15 protein-coding genes are annotated in these 17,658 nt (G+C 58.0%); 7 read left to right on the top strand and 8 right to left on the bottom strand.

Annotation, left to right across the window (positions count from 1 at the left end):
- Positions 1-78: 78 nt before the first annotated feature.
- The 8 genes from DUD43_RS17555 to DUD43_RS17520 form a co-directional block, all read right to left on the bottom strand.
- A complete protein-coding gene (locus tag DUD43_RS17555; protein ID WP_009455490.1) occupies positions 79-870 on the bottom strand; it encodes an ABC transporter ATP-binding protein in 792 nt (263 codons plus the stop codon).
- Positions 871-1,056: 186 nt separating this feature from the next.
- Positions 1,057-1,728: an MlaC/ttg2D family ABC transporter substrate-binding protein gene (locus DUD43_RS17550; protein WP_153231291.1), complete on the bottom strand. Its 672-nt coding sequence runs from the start codon at positions 1,726-1,728 to the stop codon at positions 1,057-1,059.
- A 39-nt stretch (positions 1,729-1,767) separates the two neighbouring features.
- Positions 1,768-2,547, bottom strand: a complete 780-nt coding sequence (locus tag DUD43_RS17545) for a VacJ family lipoprotein (protein ID WP_051316296.1) — start codon at positions 2,545-2,547, stop codon at positions 1,768-1,770.
- Between the two features lie 36 nt (positions 2,548-2,583).
- A complete protein-coding gene (mlaD, locus tag DUD43_RS17540) occupies positions 2,584-3,060 on the bottom strand; it encodes an outer membrane lipid asymmetry maintenance protein MlaD (RefSeq protein ID WP_009455494.1) in 477 nt (158 codons plus the stop codon).
- 21 nt (positions 3,061-3,081) lie between these two features.
- Positions 3,082-3,867: a lipid asymmetry maintenance ABC transporter permease subunit MlaE gene (gene mlaE / locus DUD43_RS17535; protein ID WP_194273416.1), complete on the bottom strand. Its 786-nt coding sequence runs from the start codon at positions 3,865-3,867 to the stop codon at positions 3,082-3,084.
- Positions 3,864-4,688, bottom strand: coding sequence for an ABC transporter ATP-binding protein (locus tag DUD43_RS17530; RefSeq protein ID WP_153231290.1), 825 nt, complete (start codon positions 4,686-4,688; stop codon positions 3,864-3,866). Before DUD43_RS17530 ends, mlaE begins: the two co-directional genes overlap by 4 nt.
- 187 nt (positions 4,689-4,875) lie before the next feature.
- Positions 4,876-5,406, bottom strand: a complete 531-nt coding sequence (locus DUD43_RS17525; protein WP_153231289.1) for a chromate transporter — start codon at positions 5,404-5,406, stop codon at positions 4,876-4,878.
- The gene (locus DUD43_RS17520) at positions 5,403-5,978 is read right to left on the bottom strand and encodes a chromate transporter (RefSeq protein ID WP_153231288.1); all 576 of its coding nucleotides are present in this window, start codon (positions 5,976-5,978) and stop codon (positions 5,403-5,405) included. The genes DUD43_RS17525 and DUD43_RS17520 overlap by 4 nt, the downstream gene beginning before the upstream one ends.
- Before the next feature lie 723 nt (positions 5,979-6,701).
- Between DUD43_RS17520 and DUD43_RS17515 the strand changes: the two genes are divergently transcribed.
- The 7 genes from DUD43_RS17515 to DUD43_RS17485 all read left to right on the top strand — a co-directional run bounded on the left by DUD43_RS17515 (position 6,702) and on the right by DUD43_RS17485 (position 17,650).
- Positions 6,702-9,056 (top strand): 3-hydroxyacyl-CoA dehydrogenase/enoyl-CoA hydratase family protein, encoded by a 2,355-nt coding sequence (locus DUD43_RS17515; protein ID WP_265588075.1) that lies wholly within the window; start codon positions 6,702-6,704, stop codon positions 9,054-9,056.
- Positions 9,057-9,075: 19 nt separating this feature from the next.
- Positions 9,076-10,269, top strand: coding sequence for an acetyl-CoA C-acyltransferase (locus DUD43_RS17510; protein WP_153231286.1), 1,194 nt, complete (start codon positions 9,076-9,078; stop codon positions 10,267-10,269).
- Positions 10,270-10,493: 224 nt separating this feature from the next.
- Positions 10,494-11,090: a DUF3540 domain-containing protein gene (locus tag DUD43_RS17505; protein ID WP_153231285.1), complete on the top strand. Its 597-nt coding sequence runs from the start codon at positions 10,494-10,496 to the stop codon at positions 11,088-11,090.
- A gap of 2 nt (positions 11,091-11,092) precedes the next feature.
- Positions 11,093-13,444, top strand: a complete 2,352-nt coding sequence (locus tag DUD43_RS17500) for a type VI secretion system Vgr family protein (protein WP_153231284.1) — start codon at positions 11,093-11,095, stop codon at positions 13,442-13,444.
- Between the two features lie 14 nt (positions 13,445-13,458).
- Positions 13,459-13,947: a hypothetical protein gene (locus tag DUD43_RS17495; protein WP_086061187.1), complete on the top strand. Its 489-nt coding sequence runs from the start codon at positions 13,459-13,461 to the stop codon at positions 13,945-13,947.
- 119 nt (positions 13,948-14,066) lie between these two features.
- Positions 14,067-16,589: a DUF2169 family type VI secretion system accessory protein gene (locus tag DUD43_RS17490; protein ID WP_153231283.1), complete on the top strand. Its 2,523-nt coding sequence runs from the start codon at positions 14,067-14,069 to the stop codon at positions 16,587-16,589.
- Positions 16,589-17,650: a pentapeptide repeat-containing protein gene (locus tag DUD43_RS17485; protein WP_153231282.1), complete on the top strand. Its 1,062-nt coding sequence runs from the start codon at positions 16,589-16,591 to the stop codon at positions 17,648-17,650. The genes DUD43_RS17490 and DUD43_RS17485 overlap by 1 nt, the downstream gene beginning before the upstream one ends.
- Positions 17,651-17,658: the final 8 nt, after the last annotated feature.

Below are 17,658 nucleotides of genomic sequence, written 5' to 3'. Positions count from 1 at the left end.
GGCTTAAAGTACCGATCTTGGCAGCGGGAGCGTCCGTGTTTTGAGGCACGCCCCAGTGTTTGGGAGAGTTGTTCTGGTTCACAGGGCGACTCCCATTTTTCCTTCGTTGTGCATGATGCGCACAAATGCATCCTCCAGATCGTGGCCGCCTGCGCGCTCCATAATGGCTTGCGTGGTATCCAGGGCGACGATCTTGCCACTTTTAAGCATGGCCAGGCGACCACAGAGGGCCTGGGCTTCTTCCAGATAGTGGGTGGTCAGCAAGATGGTGTGGCCTTGTTGATTCAGGCGAATGATGAATTCCCACAGCGTGCGGCGCAGGTCCACGTCCACACCGGCAGTGGGTTCATCCAGAATAATGACAGGGGGGCGGTGCACCAGCGCCTGGGCGACCAGAACGCGGCGCTTCATGCCGCCGGACAAGGCGCGCATGTTCACATCGGCCTTGTCGCTCAAGGCCAGATTGGCCAGAATTTCGTCGATCCAGTCGTCATTGTTTTTCAGGCCGAAGTAGCCCGATTGCAGACGCAGGGTTTCACGGACGGTGAAAAAGGGATCGTAAACAATTTCCTGTGGCACCACGCCCAGCGATTGGCGGGCTTTCTGATACTGGGTGCGCACATCGTAACCACAGACGCTGACCTGGCCGCTGGTGGGGCGGGTCAGGCCGGCCAACATGGAAATCAGGGTTGTTTTGCCAGCGCCGTTGGGGCCGAGCAAGCCAAAAAATTCACCATGTTCGATAGTCAGGCTGACCTGATCGACGGCCAGAAAACCGGCATCGGAACGGGGAGGGGAAAACAGGCTTTTGAGTCCCCGGCTTTGGGGAGCGAAGCGTTTGCTGACGTTATCGAGTTTGAAGGCGGACATGGCAATTTGGGTTGGCCTGACGCGGGTGTGGCGGTGGAAGTCGTCGCTGTAGCGTCTTTGTTAACTAAACAGGCCTACGCATGGGCGTAGACCTGTTTGGGGGTGATCAGGCTCTTTATTATAGAGTACGACTCTGGTCTGCTTAGGAAAGCCCGACCAAAGCGCCCGTGCTTGCCACGGCCTGTCTTAGCTGTTTTGCTTGTTCAGTGCCTGAATCAGGCCATCAATACCACCTTGCTCAATTTGCTGGGCAAACTGGTTGCGGTAGTTTTGAATCAGCCAGATACCTTCCACGTTCAAGTCGTAGATTTTCCAGCCTTCCGGTGTTTTTTCCAGGCGGTAATCCACGCCAACCGGGCCACCGTTGGACTGGGTCAGCGAGGAGCGCACCACCACGTCGTCCGCATTGGCATCGCCACGGAAAGGCAGAATGGTCAGCTGGGTCTTGTCATCCACACGGGACAAGGCACCACTGTAGGTGCGAACCAAGGTTCCCTTGAACGCTTCGACCAGTTTCTGACGCTGTTCGGGGTTGGCTTGACGCCAGTAGCGGCCCGCGGACAGACGTGTCGTCTTTTCCAGGTTCACGTAAGGCATGATGTTTTCGTTCACGGCAGCCAGGATGGCAGCGCGGTCACCCTTGCGGATGGCGTCGCTTTCCTTGACCACGTGCAATGCCTGATTACCGACCGATTCAACAAATTTGTTGGGCTCGCCTTTCGGGTCAGCGGCTTGGGCTTGCGCGGCCACCGCATGCAAACACAAGGCCAGCACTGCACAGGCGGTCAGGATCCAGGAAATCAGGCGAGAGGGAGAGGACTGCAAAGCAGTCCCGCCCAAGGCGGGACGGGAAATCATAAAAAAACTCCAGATGAGTGTTCTGCGGGCAGGGCGTTTTTATTCGTCTGCGTCCGAGTAGTCAGGCAAATCCTGGCTGGTGTCGCCACCGGTGCGGCGCGCTTGCACCATCGCGTGACGTCGTTGCAGGTAAGCGTCGCGTATGAAGCTGTAGCGGTCAAGGGCGATGTCGTTAACAAGTTTTTCTGCATCCAGTACGCCAGCGCGGGCATCCAGAGCCCACAGGCCCATGATGCTGTTGCGTACGGGTACATCCTTGATGGCCATGATCGGGCCAGTGGACGAGAAGCCCTCCAGGAAGCTGGTACCGCGTGCCACACCGTCACGAACGGTGCTGGGGCCAAAGAAAGGCAGAACCACGTAAGGGCCAGATTTGATGCCCCATACGCCCAGCGTCACGCCAAAGTCGTTGGGGATGCGCTTGGAGCCGTTCATGGTGGCAACGTCGATACAACCACCCAGGCCCATGGTGGAGTTGAACAGTACGCGACCCAGGGTGTTGAAGAAGTCAACATGCTCGCCTTGCAGGAAGCTGTTGACGGCCGACCAGGCATCGCCCAGGTTGTTGAAAATGTTACTAATACATGTGCGTGCAGGCTGCGGGGTCAGTGCGTTATAGCCTTCTGCAATCGGTTTGATCAGCGCGCCGTCCACGGTTTCATTAAAGGCGTAGATGCCGCGGTTCATGCCTTCCCAGGGGTCCTGGGGATTGGGGTTGGGCACACTGGCGCAACCGGCTACAAGCGCAGCACTGGCACCGATCAGGCTCAAACGGACTCCACGAGGCAGGGAGTAAGAGCGGCGAGTTGTTGTATTCATGGTTGTGTCGTCTGTAATGAGCATGAACGGGCTTGCTTACTCCGATTTGGAGCCGCCGTCCTTGGAGGCCGTGTTGTAGAGGAACTTGCTGATCAGTTCTTCCAGCACAACCGCGCTTTGGGTATAGGTAATGGTGCTGCCACCTTGCAGGTCCTTGTCGTCACCACCGGCCGTCAGGCCAATGTACTGTTCGCCCAGCAGGCCGGACGTCAGGATGGAGGCGGAGGTATCGACAGGAAACTTGTAGTGCTCGTCCATATCCAGGGTGACCACGGCCTTGAAGTCCTGATTGTCAAAACCAATGGAGCCGACCCGGCCAACGACCACACCGCTGGCCTTGATGGGCGCACGTGGTTTCAGGCCACCCAGATTATCGAACTTGGCCGATACCTGGTAGGTTTTGGCAAAGGAAAAAGAACTGAGGTTACCCGCACGCAGGGCCAGGAATGCCAGTGCGACCAGCCCCAGCAAAACAAACAGGCCAACCCAGAAATCGGTTTTCTCGCGATTCATAGCTGAGCAATTCCTAAATAGTTAACTGAACATAAGGGCGGTGAGCAGGAAGTCCGTGCCCAATACCGCCAAAGCGCCGCTGACGACCGTGCGTGTGGTCGCGCGAGAAACGCCTTCGGGCGTGGCCTTGGCGTGCCAGCCCATATACAACGCAATCAAGGTCACGATCAGGCCAAATACCAGGCTTTTGATCACTCCGTTGAGTACGTCATCAATCACATCGACGCCGTTTTGCATTTGCGACCAGAAGGCGCCCGCATCAATGCCGATCATTTGTACGCCGACGATATAGCCGCCCAAGATGCCGACCATGGAGAACACGGCGGCCAGAATGGGCATGGCAATAATGCCGCCCCAAAAGCGCGGCACCAGCAGGCGGCGCAAGGGGTCTACCGCCATGACTTCCATGGCGGCAATCTGTTCACCGGCCTTCATCAGGCCGATTTCAGCCGTTAACGAAGTACCGGCCCGGCCTGCAAACAGCAGGGCGGTGACAACCGGCCCCAGTTCGCGTACCAGGGACAGGGCAACCAGCAGGCCCAATGCTTCTTCGGAGCCATAGCGGTTCAATGTGTAATAACCTTGCAAGCCCAGCACAAAACCCACGAACAGGCCGGAAACGGCAATGATCAGCAGCGAATAGTTGCCAATAAAGTGGATTTGCTGGGAAACCAGGCGGGGGCGACGCCATAGCAGGGAGGAGCGGGCCAGCAAGGCTACGAACAGGCGGCTGAAGGCACCCAGGCCGTAAATGCTGTTGCGTATCGCAGCGCCTAGCGCGCTAATCGGGGCGGTGATGAAATTCATGAGCGCGTCGTCCGATTCTGGAGCCAGGCTTCAAAAGCCGGGGTGACGGGATAGTTAAAGGCGATAGGGCCGTCGGGCTCGCCACGCAGGAACTGCTGCACATAAGGATCCTTGGAAGCGCGCAGCTCGGTGGGCGTACCTTGGGTCAGCAAACGTCCCTGACCAACAATATAGACCTGGTCGGCAATCGCAAAGGATTCGGCCACATCGTGCGTAATCAGCACCGACGCGCAGTTTAGGCGGTCGGTCAGGTCGCGAATCAGCTGCGCGGTAATGCCCATGGAAATGGGGTCCAGACCGGCAAAGGGTTCGTCGTACAGAATCAGCTCGGGTTCCAGCACAATGGCGCGGGCCAGAGCCACCCGGCGAGCCATACCGCCGGAAATTTCATTCACCCCCAAATGGGCGGCGGCGCGCAGGCCAACTGCGTCCAGCTTGTCCAGCACACGGTCCTGAATGGCGGCTTCGGAGTCGTTCGTCAGCTCCCGCAGGGGGAAAGCCACGTTTTCAAATACGTTCAGATCGGTAAACAGGGCACCTTGCTGAAACAACACGCCCATACGTTGACGTGCCTGGCGCAAGGCCTCGCCGTCCAGCTTGGCCAGGTCCTGGCCAAAAACCGTAACAGTCCCTTTCTGAGCACGGATTTGTCCGGTTGCAGCACGTAGAAGTGTTGTTTTTCCGGAACCTGACCCCCCCATCATGGCGACAACCTGGCCTTTCTGAACGGTCATGGACACGTCCGCGAGCACGGTAAAGGTACCGTAGCCCAGCGAGGCTGAGTCCAGATTTAGTACGGCTTGGTCAGTATTTACAGCCATGTCGCGGGCACAAGGGGATAAAAGGACCTGCCATTGTACCGCTTGCGCGTCTGACGGCTCAATGTCTTGCGCTTTATGGACGCGGGATCGTGACGCTTTTATGACCCATTTTGTCGCTCTTGATACAGCCACTTACTTCAAACCGGTTTTGGCGGTGAAGTTGCCCTTTTTATGTGTCGAATTTGGTTTAGATAGCCGGTTGTATCAAGGCGAACAGCAGTCCGCCGCCTGCCAGCAACCATAAAGGGTTGATGCGACTAAGTAGCAGAATGGCCGTACAGGCCAGCGCCGTGCCCCAGGCCCACAGGCCACCTTGGGCCGCTTTCAGGATTGTGCCGCTGGCGGCCAGGATCATGCCGGCGGCAATGGGCAGCAGACCAATCTCAATGGCGCGGATGATGCGCGTGCCTTCATAGCGCTTCCATATCGTCGCCAGGTAATAGATCAGCAGGGCAGAGGGCAGGAAAATGGCGATGGATGCGGCCAGGGCACCGGCCCAGCCAGCCGCTTTCCAGCCCACCAGGGTGACCAGCAAGGATTTTGGGCCGGGTGTCAGGCGCGACAGGGCGAACAGATCCAGAAACTCCTGATTGCTGAGCCAGCCATGGATTTCCACCGATTGCCGGTGAATCTCCGGGATGATGCTTTGCCCGCCACCTATAGTCAGAAACGACAAGGGCGCGAACACTCGCATGAGCTGGAGCAAAATCGTGATCATGATTGCTCCACCGATGAATCCCCAAGTTGTAGCCAGGCATACCAGACGGACAGCGGCGCACAGATCAGAATAACGGGGATCAGGCTCCATTCCATGACGAAAATGCCGACAAAAACCGCCAACATGATCGCAATTGGCACGACTCCGGTGGCTGCGCTGCGCGCCGAGCGTACGCCCATTTCAAGCGACAGGCCGATGGCTGCGGCGGCAATCCCGGCCATGACTTGAGGCACCAGGGTAGAGCCCGTCAGTTGTTCCAGACCAATCAGCATGAAAATGGCCAGGAGCAGTGGGGGAAGCACCATGCCCAGCGTGGCAACCAAAGCCCCAGGCCCGGCCAGCAGACGGTAACCAATCCATATAGAGAGATTCACTACATTGATGCCGGGCAGAGCCTGGGACAGGGCCAGGCCGCTCAGAAAGTCTGCCTGACTCATCAGGCGTCGCTGGACGACAAACTCGCGCATTAACCAGCCACTCAAGCCCCCGCCAAAGCTGGTCAGGCCAATGCGGGCAAAGATCAGAAACAGAGCGCTTAAGGATAAAGGGGCAGCTTCTTGAGACCGGGTCATAGGGCAATGAAGGCGGATAGGGCTCGTCAAAAGTGGAAGTTTGAACATTCTGGCATACAAATTAAGCCGTTTTTGCCCTCTTGTGCGCTCGGGCAGGGGCCTGATCCTCCTTGTCGGAGGTGCTGCGGGGCCTTTATCGGCAGGAAATCGGCTGTCAGGCAGGGATGGCTCAAATTTTTTTCTACCCCCCGGCGCTTCTTATTTGTTTGAAATGTTTAAAGAAAAAAATTAATTAAAGTAGATTCAAAATTTAAATAAAAAATGAATTGAAATAAATAAGAAAAAAATTAAAAAAATAACTTGAAACCATGTGTGATGCCAGCTTGAGAGGGCTGGCGTCACCTGCCACTAATGAAGGGGGTAATGGGCTTTTTACGGGTTCAATCTGTTGAAATAAAAGGGATTGAAACGATCGTTTGAATTTAGAGCCGGGTGTTAACGCGGTTGGGCAGGCCGGTACGGATCCAAACATGGACAGTTTTATGAAGATGGATTTGATCTATGCCCATCTTTGATTGAAAATAAAAAAGACTTTATGGTCGTAAAACCGGTTGTGCGTGTACGATTATTCGATTGCCTCGCATCGTAGAGCGTCCGTTTGGGACCTTATGCTGCGTGGGGTTTCAGTTTCCTGGAGACAAACCTATGACATCTAGTTCAGCCAGTGCAGTGACGGGCAGTGCCCGTACCTTGCGTCGGGTCGCCGTGTGCGGTGCCGGCGTCATGGGCGCGCAAATTGCCGCCCATTGCGTGAATGCAGGCATACCAGTAGTTCTGTTTGATCTGCCCGCCCGCGAGGGGCCCAAAAATGGCATCGCCATCCGTGCCATTGCCAATCTGCGCAAAATGAATCCCGCTCCCTTGGGTACGCCAGACCTGGCTGACCTGATCGAGCCCGCCAACTACGAAGACAATCTGGACCGTCTGGCCGATTGCGATCTGGTGATCGAAGCCATTGCCGAGCGTCTGGACTGGAAACAGGACCTGTACCGCAAGATCGGGCCAGCACTGAACCCTAATGCCATCATCGCCAGCAACACGTCCGGCCTGTCCATCACTTCCCTGGCAGACGTTTTGCCGGAAGCGCTGCGCCCACGTTTTTGCGGCGTGCACTTTTTCAACCCACCACGCTACATGAGCCTGGTGGAGCTGATCCCCACCAAGTACACCCAGCCGGAGCTGCTGGATGTTCTGGAAACCTTCCTGGTATCGCAACTGGGCAAGGGCGTGGTTCGCGCCAAAGATACTCCCAACTTCATCGGTAACCGCATCGGTGTTTTTGGCATTCTGTCCGTGTTCGAACAGGCTCGCCGTTTCTCCCTGACTTACGAGCAGGTTGATGAATTGACGGGTACTCGCCTGGGTCGTGCCAAATCGGGTACTTACCGTACCGCCGACGTGGTTGGCCTGGACACCCTGGCACACGTGATCCGCACCATGCAGGATCAGTTGCCCGATGACAGCTTCAAGGCCCACTTTGGCCTGCCGTCAGAAGTGCAAGGCCTGATTGATGCAGGCGCTTTGGGTCAAAAGACCGGCGCCGGTTTCTTCCGCAAGAAGGGCCGCGAAATTCAGCGCTTTGACGCTCAACAGCGCGATTACGTCGCCGCTGACCAGAAGATCGACCCCGATGTCGCCGCCATTTTGGCCGTACGTGACCCGGCTGAGCGCCTGCGCCAGCTGCGCGAGTCCGACAAGCCTCAGGCTCAATTCGTGTGGGCTGTGCTGCGTGACACCTTCCACTACAGCGCGATTCATCTGCAAGACATTGCCGACAACGCACGTCAGCTGGATCTGGCCTTGAAATGGGGCTTTGGTCACAAGCAAGGCCCGTTCGAGATCTGGCAAGCTGCCGGATGGCGTCAGGTGGCCGAGTGGATCAACCAGGACATTAAAGACGGCAAGACACTAAGTAGCCAGCCGCTGCCAGACTGGGCGACTCGTGGTCCTGTGTGGGAAGCACAAGGCGTGCATACCGCTGCCGGTTCCTGGAATCCTTCGCAAAGCCGCTTTGAAGGCCGTAGCGATCTGCCTGTTTACCTGCGTCACATTGGCACACCTTTGCTGGTGGGCGAGGTTGAGTCTCTGGAAACCACGACGGTTTTTGAAGACGAATCGGTACGTTGCTGGACGCTACCTGCACCGCACCCACAAGATGTGCTGATCGTGTCCTTCAAGACCAAGATGCACACGTTGAGCCCTGGTGTGGTCAATGGCATGTTCAAGGCAATTGAATTGGCCGAAGCCTCGTATCAGGCTCTGGTTGTGGCCCAGGACGGTGATCCATTCTCCGCTGGCGCTGACCTGAAAGCCATCTTGCCCGTGTTCGAGAAAGAAGGCGTGGCTGGGGTTGAGCCTGTAGAACGCGCCATGCAGGACATGGTTCTGCGTATCCGTTACGCCCAGGTGCCTGTGGTGGCTGCTGTTGCCGGTCTGGCTCTGGGTGGTGGTTGCGAACTGGCCGTGCATTGCGCGCACCGAGTCGCTCACTTCGAGTCCTATATTGGTCTGGTTGAAGTGGGTGTGGGTCTGGTTCCAGGCGCAGGTGGTCTGGCTTACTCGGCTCGCCGCTCGGCTGAACTGCAAGCCATGGGTGCACCTGATGCCCCGCTGCTGGCTTACCTGAAGCGTTTTGCTCTGGCTATCGCCAGCGCCCAGGTGTCGCGCTCCGCTCTGGATGCCCGTCAGCTTGGCTTCCTGAAAGAGTCCGACACCATCGTCATGAACCGTCAGGAACTGGTTTACGTGGCCGTCCGTCAGGCACAGGCTCTGGCCAGCGCCGGTTGGCGTGCTCCATTGCCACGTCGCTTCCCGGTTGCCGGTCGCGATGGCATCGCCACGCTGAAAGCTCAACTGGTGAACATGAAAGAAGGTGGTTTCATCTCGGAATATGACTTCCATATTGCCGAGAAGGTCGTAACCGTGATCTGCGGGGGCGATGTGGATCCAGGCTCGCTGGTGGATGAAGCATGGATGATGGCGCAAGAGCGGCAGGCTTTCCTGGAGCTGCTCAATTCCCCCAAGACCCAGGAACGTATTACTGGGATGTTGACCACTGGCAAGCCAGTGCGTAACTAGAGCGGATCAAGGAGTAGACATGACTGTACAACAAGCTTATATCGTCGCTGCCAAGCGTACGCCTATCGGAAAAGCACCTCGCGGTGTGTTTTCGTCCTACCGCCCTGACGAGCTCTTGGCGGAAGCCATTCGCGGCATGCTGGCCGAGGTACCCAAACTGGACCCAACCGCCATTGAAGAAGTGGTAGCCGGTTGCGCTCTGCCTGAAGGCCCACAAGGCTTTAACGTGGCGCGTATCTCTGCCTTGCTGGCAGGCCTGCCGCACACCGTGGCTGGTATGACCGTCAACCGTTTCTGCGCTTCGGGCTTGAGCGCCATTGCGATTGCTGCCGACCGTATCCGTACGGGTCAGGCAGATATCATTGTGGCTTCGGGCGTGGAGTCCATGAGCCAAGTGCCGGTGATGGGTGTGAACACCACGTTCAGCCCCGAGATCTTCGCCTCGGACGAGAACTACGGTATTGCCTACGGCATGGGCCTGACCGCTGAAGAAGTGGCGCGTCAGTGGAAAGTGTCCCGTGAAGATCAGGACGCGTTTGCCCTGGCTTCGCATCAGAAAGCCGTCAAGGCATGGGAATCGGGCGAGTTCACGGGCGAAGTTCTGCCTGTAACGGTGACACGTCGTCAACCGAACCTGAGCACTCAGGAAATCTCCGTAAAAACCCAATTGGTTGATCGTGACGAAGGTCCACGTCCTGATACCAGCCTGGAAGTGCTGGGCAAGCTGCGTCCCGTGTTTGCAGCACGTGGCTCGGTCACGGCAGGCAACAGCTCGCAGACGTCGGACGGGGCAGGAGCCTTGCTGGTTGTGTCCGAGCGCGCCCTGCGCGAGCACAACCTGACGCCGCTGGCCCGCTTCGTGACCTTCTCGGTCCGTGGTGTGCCTCCACAGATCATGGGCATCGGTCCTAAAGAAGCCGTGCCTCATGCGCTGGCCTTGGCTGGCCTGAAGCAAGATCAGATGGACTGGATCGAGCTGAACGAAGCCTTTGCTGCTCAATCTCTGGCGGTGATCCGTGATCTGGGCCTGGACCCCGAGCGCGTCAACCCGCTGGGTGGCGCTATTGCCATGGGCCACCCGCTGGGTGCAACTGGTGCCATGCGCGCTGCTACCGTGGTTCATGCCTTGCAGCGTCGTCAGCTGAAATACGGCATGCTCACCATGTGTATCGGTACAGGCATGGGCGCTGCCGGGATTTTCGAGCGCACATAATTTCTGATCTGCTGCTGTTCTATCGTTGCTGGACAAAGCCGCCTTCGGGCGGCTTTTTTATTGGGCTGCCTTTGCATCGGCGGGCAATAGCGCAATACGTGTAAGCAAATTTGCTTAAAACCCGCTAAATGTCAAAAAAGTAAAGTTTTGTTGTTGTCATAGAGTAGACATGGGCTCGCGCCATAGTCCTTTTCATTGTGTTGAACAGATCACACGGAGGATGTATGGGATTGCCCTCGCGCATGGTGTCCAGCCTGCACGTTCCCCCCCTGTTCTGGCAGGGACGGGTCAAGGCCCGTCTGGAGTCGGGGCAGTTTGAAGTCGACTGCGGCGAGCATTGCTGGATTGTGCCGCAGGCCGTCAGTTGCCTGGTACAGCCGCAAGTGGGTGACAAGGTCTGGGTAGGTGGTGCCGATGGTGAGCAGGCCTATGTGTTCGCCGTGCTGGAGCGACCCCAGGGTGGGGCCTTGCATTTGGTGGCCGAGCAGGGCTTGCATGTGCAGGCTGCGCAGGGTGGTGTACATATCCAGTCCGAGGCGGACCTGACCTTGCAGGCAGGTGGCCATTTACGCCAATCCGGCCGGGAGATGAGCCTGACAGCGGGCACACTGCGGATCTTGTCGCGGGTTCAGGAAACCGTGGCGGATCGCCTGTCCCAAGTGTGCAATCACGTATTTCGTCTGACAGAGAAAGAAGAGCGTTGGCGTGGGGGCCGCATGGATGTGCAGGCCCAGCATCAAATGCGTTTGCATGCCCGCCATACTTTGATGACTGCTCGTGAACTGGTCAAAGTCGACGCTGACCAAATCCATATGGGGTAAGCATGCTGACAGAACGCCTTGTACAAGTGCATAGCCCGCTGGGGCCGGAAGTCTTGCTGTTTCAGGCCCTGCAAGGTCGGGAAGCTTTGTCCCAGCCTTTTGAATTGCAAGTGGACGTGGTCTGCAATACCCCCTTGCTGGATTTGCGCAGCTTGCTGGGCGAGTCCCTTACCCTGGAAATCAAAACGCCTTTTGCGGTGCCGCGTTTTCTGGATGGCCGTATCAGCGCGTTTCGCCTGATGGGTAAAACCGGCCGCAGCGACCGCTTCTACACCTACAGGGCGACCTTGCGTCCCTGGCTCTGGTTCTTGAGCCAGAACATGGATAGCCGGATCTTCCAGGAAAAGACCGTGCCCGAGGTTCTGCAGGACGTGCTGGGCCGTTACCCTTTTGCCTGGGAGTCGCGCCTGACGCAGGACTATCCGCGTCAAACCTATTGCGTCCAGTATCAGGAAAGCGACTTCCAGTTCGTCAGCCGCTTGATGGAGCGCGAGGGGATTTACTACTGGTTTGAGCATCGCAATGGTGCGCATACCCTGGTGATGGCCGACGATGCCGGTCAACATGCCGCTGCGCCCTGGCTGTCTGAATTGCCCTTTGTGTCCCCCGACCGGGTGGCGCACCCTGATGTCGAGCACATTCACGCCTGGCACCCGTATGAGCAAGTCACTCCTGGCCGCTACGCGACGGCTGACTACGACTATTGCAAGCCAGGAGCCAGCCTGGATGCTACCCGCAGCAACCCGGCTGAACACGCCTTGGGCGATCTGGAAGTCTACGAATGGGCCGGTGGTTATACCGAGCCTCAACACGGTGAGCATTACTCCCGCTTACGGTTGGAAGCCTTGCAGGCGGTACGCAGCCAGGCACAAGCCCAGACCAATGCGCGTGGTGTTGCTCCGGGTTATTTGCTGTCCGTGCGCAATCATCCGCGCCCCGAGGACAACCGCGATTATCTGGTGACTCAGGTTGACTACGACTTTCTGGATGTAGGCCATACCGGCGAGAGCGGCATGGCCAGCCATTACTTCATTGATTTTCTGGTGATCCCGTCCAGCCAGCCGTATCGCCCTTTGCGGCGCACACCTATCCCGCGTACCTACGGCCCGCAAACCGCCAAGGTGGTGGGCAAGAGCGGCGAGCAACTGTGGACCGATCAATATGGCCGCATCAAGGTTCAGTTCCTGTGGGATCGCTATGGGCAGGCCAATGAAAACAGCTCCTGCTGGCTGCGCGTTTCTAGTCCATGGGCAGGAGGTGGCTTTGGTGGCATTCAGTTGCCCCGTGTAGGCGACGAAGTGATTGTGGACTTTCTGGGGGGCGACCCGGACCGGCCCATTGCCGTTGGCCGCGTGTATAACGCCAGTAATATGCCGCCCTGGAACCTACCAGACAATGCCACGCAAAGCGGTTTTTTAAGCCGCTCCAAGGACGGCGACCCAAGCAACGCTAATGCCTTCATGTTCGAGGACAGAGCTGGGCAGGAGCGTATCTGGCTGCATGCCGAGCGCAATCTGGACACAGAAGTCGAGGGCGATGAAACCCATACCGTAGACGGCAACCGAACCACTGTCGTCACAGGCCACGACACCTTGAGTGTCATGGCAACCCGCACGACAACAGTGCAGGATCTGGAAACCGAGACATTCAATAGCGGTGTCGTACGCACGGTCATCGGGGATCTGGTTGAAACTATAGAAGGTGAGCAGACCCGCACCCACACCGGCGATGTGACGCGCACCGTGACGGGCAATGTCACCGACACGCTGACAGGTGACCTGACCCGAACCATTACCGGCGATGTCACCCATACCGTCACGGGGGATGTCACGGACGCCATCACCGGCACCCGCAACTCCACTCAAACCGGCGATTACACCCGCACGATCACCGGCGCGGTGGATTACACCGTGACGGGCGATGTCAAAGAAACCGTTACGGGTGATGTGGACCTGACTACTACCGGCAATGTCACCGACACCCTGACCGGCAATCTGACCAAAAGCATTTCCGGCCCCGTGGACATTACCGCGTCAACGGGCGTGAACATCACCACGCCTAGTTGGAAGGTGAATGTCACGGGTATTGAACAGTGGTGGATTCCGCATACGGAGAAGGTGACAGGCTTTCGCCTGAACGGCACGATTTCCTCTCTAGATGCCTGGGGTATTCGGGCGCAGGGCTATCTGGTCAATTTCCAGGCCGCCGTCATGAAGATGGACCACTCGGCCTTCAAGGACGAGAAGGCCTACGCCGCCATCAAGACCAGTGCCGTGTACCTGGGCAAGCAGGCGGTGCGCGTCGGCAGTTCCGCGCTGCGTTTGGCCAAGTCCGGCTTGCACATCTTTTTTTAAGGACGTCCGCGACGATGCTGGGACAGTTTATGTGGATGGCTTTCAGCGCTGTGCTGGGAGCCATCATGATCTCGATTGGTATTGCTCTGGAATGGCGAGATTGGCTGCCTTATCTGGTCATCTTGCCCATGTTGATCGCGGTGGGTGGTTTTGTGGCCGGATATAGGGGCTTCATGCGCTATTGGCGTGCTCGTCCCGAAGAGCTTTTGTATCAGCGTCTACACCGTGCCGAAGTCGTACCCCAACAGGCGGTGATCGTCTCTCAGGATGAACTGCTGCCAGAAGTCTTCAAATCCGCTTATCCGCTAGTGCGTCTGGGCCTGGACGTGGATGGCCAGAAAACCCATGTTGATGTGCTGGTGCAGCCCGAACTGAACAAGCGATTCAAGCCGGGTAATTGGGTCAGCGTACTGTGCGATCCGGCCAATGCTCAGTTGTGCGCTCTGAACCGTGAACAGGTGACCTTGCAACTGAAGCCCGCCGCCAACTCCTATGGGGATTGATTGATGGTGGCGCTGGTTTTGCAGTTGATCGGGGATGACCCACACGCTGGTCCGGTGCAGTCAGGCAGGGCTCTTGCTCCAAGCCAGTCCTGCTCGTGCTCTCCCAAAGGACAAATTTCATGCGCATCGTAAAACCCTTGCGCTTGGGTATTCTGGCGCGCCCCTGGAGCTGGCGCGGACAACACGCGCTAAGCGTGTCGGTACAGGCTTGGTGCTCCATGGATGCCCCGCATGGCTTGAGCACCGATGCACGCATGTGGCAAAGTGTATCCGGTCTGATACAGGACGACGATGTGCTGGACCTGGCCTTGCCCAAACCTTGTGCAGAGTTTCTGGTCTCTGGCCACGCCTGCGCGCCGGGCGGCGAGGCGCTCTCCCAACTGGCCGTACAAGCGCGCGTCGGCCCGATAGAAAAGCAACTGGCGGTATTTGGGCAACGGCAGTGGCGACAAGGCAGGCCGGGCGAGGCAGAGCCTTTTACCCGCGTGCCTTTGGATGGCAGCCGTAGCTGGGGCGGGCCACAGTATCCCGACAACCCTGCCGGTATGGGAATGGAAGCAGCCATTCCGGGCGAGCCGCTTTGCTTGCCACAGGTAGAGCCTTGGGAAGGGCGTCTGTATCGTTCGGGACAGCAGGGGCGTCCAGCAGGTTTGGGGCCTGTGTCGCCTTTGCGACCACGCCGCTTTCGTTTGGCGGGTCGATACGATCCCGCCTGGCAGCAAGGCGATCCCGGCATGATGCTGGACAGTCTGGACCCGCATTTTTTCAATGCTGCCGAACCGGATCAGTGGTGGCGTGAACAAAGCTCTTGGCCCGCAGACAGTTCCTGGGAACTGCACCATTTACACGCCCAACGGCCACAGTGGAGCGGCAGCTTGCCGCAGTGGGAGGCGATCTGCTGGTATCAGGATCGTCGTCTACCCGGCCTGCAAAAGCTGGAGCTACGGCACACCACCGTCTGGTTCTTCCCTGATTTGGGCCACATGCTCTTGCTGTATCAAGGAAGCGTGCCGGTCCAGGACGCGCAGGCACAAGATGTGAATTTGCTGATGCCTGCCCTGGAGCCTTTGGGGATGCCACGTGGTCGGGGGCATTACGAGCAAGTGCTGCGCTTGCGTAGTGAAGGCGATCAGGCCGGGTTATTTGCCTTGCGCGACCAGGATTTGCTACCCGCTGACTGCTGCGCGCCTTTGGATGATTTTCAGACCCGTTCAGACGACCCTTTGTCCTTGACCATGCGGATGCGCCTGGAGCGATGGGCGCAGGACGCGGCACACGAACACCCGGCTTGGCAGAACGAGCTGTTTTCCCTGGCGCAGGCTGGGCCTCCCAAGCCTATGGATGTGGACCGGACGGATTGGGTACAGGAAGTGCGCCAAGCCAATCGCCAGCAATGGGATGCGCGTCAGCAGATGGAAGAGGGCATGGAGAAAGTGCGGGATTTGCAGCGTGAATCTCCCTTTCAGGATCAGGCCAGCACCCGTGTTACGGCTCGCGATACGCAGCGCATGCTGCACGAGCTGGATGCAACGACCAGCGACCAGGCACCTGTGTCCGGCTTGCTATCCAAGCCCATGGAAGAGGCCAGACGCGCGATGCAAACCTATGCCCCTGCACCGCCTGCTGCTTCCGACCTGCGTCAGCAGCGGCTGCGCAGGCGCGTGGAATTGATCCTGGCCGGAACCCGCAATTTGTCGGGCCTGGATTTGAGCGGTCTGCATTTGCAGGACTTCGATTTCTCCGGGGTGCGCTGTGTCGGCACCTGCTTTAACGATGCGGTTCTACAGCAAGGCAGGTTTGCTGGAGCAGACTGCTCTGGAGCCACTTTTGTGCGGGCGCGACTGGAGCAGATTCAATTCGATCAATCCCAACTGGACGATGTGGATTTCAGTGCAGCCGTGCTGCAATCCGTGCAGTTTCGTCAGGTGCAGGCAGCCCGATGGCAGCCGCGTGAGTCCAGTTGGCAGGATGTCTTGTTTCAGCAGTGCCATTTGCAGGAGCAGGAGTGGCTGGATGTGGACCTGCTGCGCTGCACCTTTGAAGCCTCGCACTTGCAGGGTGTGCAGTATTTGATGCGCTCTCGCTTGTCCGACTTGTCTTATCTGGATTGCCAGTTGCAGCAATGCGCCTGGCTGGACTGTGATCTGCGGGGGCTGTCCTTGAAGGGCTCCAGTCTGGAGGACACGTCCTGGCTGCTAGGTCTGTTGGACGGCGTGGTCGATTGCCGTGACAGCACCTGGCGTCAAAGTGTGGTGTCCGGTTTGGCCATGCCGGGGTCGGACTGGCGTGGTGCTCGCCTGGAAGAAAGCAATTTGCGTGGGCTGGATCTGTCGCAATCCTGTTTTGAGCAGGCCCAGCTGATTCGCTGCGATTTATCCGGTGCCAATCTTCAGGGCTCGCAGTGGACGCAGGCCCGCCTAAGCGATTGCATCCTGATTGAGACCGACTTTAGTCAGGCCATCTTGAACAAGGTGGATATGAGCAATAGCCTGGCCGGGGGCGCGAATGTTCAGGGCACGATGCTGGATACCGTGAACTTCTTTCGTGCTGATCTGATGGGCTTGCAAACGGATGCACGTACTCGTAGCCGCAATCTGTATCTGCGCACGGCACGCTGCGACCCTGCCGGGGGGCAAGCCTGATGGACGCCCATGCTTTGCGTTTGCGTATTCGGCAAGGCGAGCCTTTGCTGGGGCTGGATTTCAGTGATCTGTATTTGCCACCGGGTGATTATTCGGGGGCGGTGTTCATCTCTTGCCGCCTGCCGCGAGTGCAGGCCTTGGGCGTCAATCTGGCAGGCAGCCGTTTCCATCAATGTGACTTGAGCGGGGCGGTACTGGACGCCACTGTGCTGGATGGCTGCGCCTTCATGGAATGCCTGCTTGCCGGCCTGTCTTGCAAGCACGTTCAAGCCAGTGAGGTGATGTGGCAGGACTGTGATTTACAGGGGGCGATCTGGCAAGGTGGAGCCTGGAGCGACACCCACTGGGCGGAATGTGTTTTGCAGGCGGGAAACTTCGATCAAGCCCTTTTGCAGCGCTGCACCTGGACCGGTTGCCGTGCAGGGGACTTGTCCTTGCAATCGACCCGTCTGGAAGATGTGGTGGTCACCGAAATGGATTGGCGGGGCAGTGTGCTGGCCGGTAGTCGCTGGGGCAGGGTGACGGCCAAAGCCTGTAATTTCCAGGGCATGAACCTGTCCGGGCTGGATTTCAGCGGCAGTGTCCTGATGGAGTCCGACTTTACTCAAGCGGATCTAAGCCACGCCCGTCTGTGCGGCACCAATTTCAAGTCAGCCATCCTGAATCAGGCCGTGCTGAACAAAGTCCAAGCCAACCAAGCTTTATTCGTTCAGGCGCAGGCCCAGGGGCTGCAGATACGGGAGGCGAATCTGACCCAAAGCCTGTGGGCTCAAGCCCATGCCCCCGAGGCAGATTTTCGTGCTTCCTTTTTGCAGCAAGCCTACTTCGCGCAAGCGGTTCTGGAGCAGGCCCGTTTCGAGCATAGCCAGCTGCGTTATGCCGATTTCTCCTACGCAGATTGCCGCCGTGCCCGCTGGGATGGCGCGCACTTTGAACGTACCCAGTTTCATCGCTGCCTGCTGGACAAGGCCGGGCAAGAACAGGCCGCAGGCTGCCTGCCCAATGACTCGGCTTTGCACGAGTCTGAAAGCTGGACGGCGCGTTACATGAATCTTGAATAAGGAGCCCT

The organism is Alcaligenes faecalis, assembly GCF_009497775.1.
Lineage (GTDB): Bacteria > Pseudomonadota > Gammaproteobacteria > Burkholderiales > Burkholderiaceae_B > Alcaligenes > Alcaligenes faecalis_D.
Note: the sequence above shows the minus strand (reverse complement) of the source record. Positions and strands in the feature narration are given on the sequence as shown.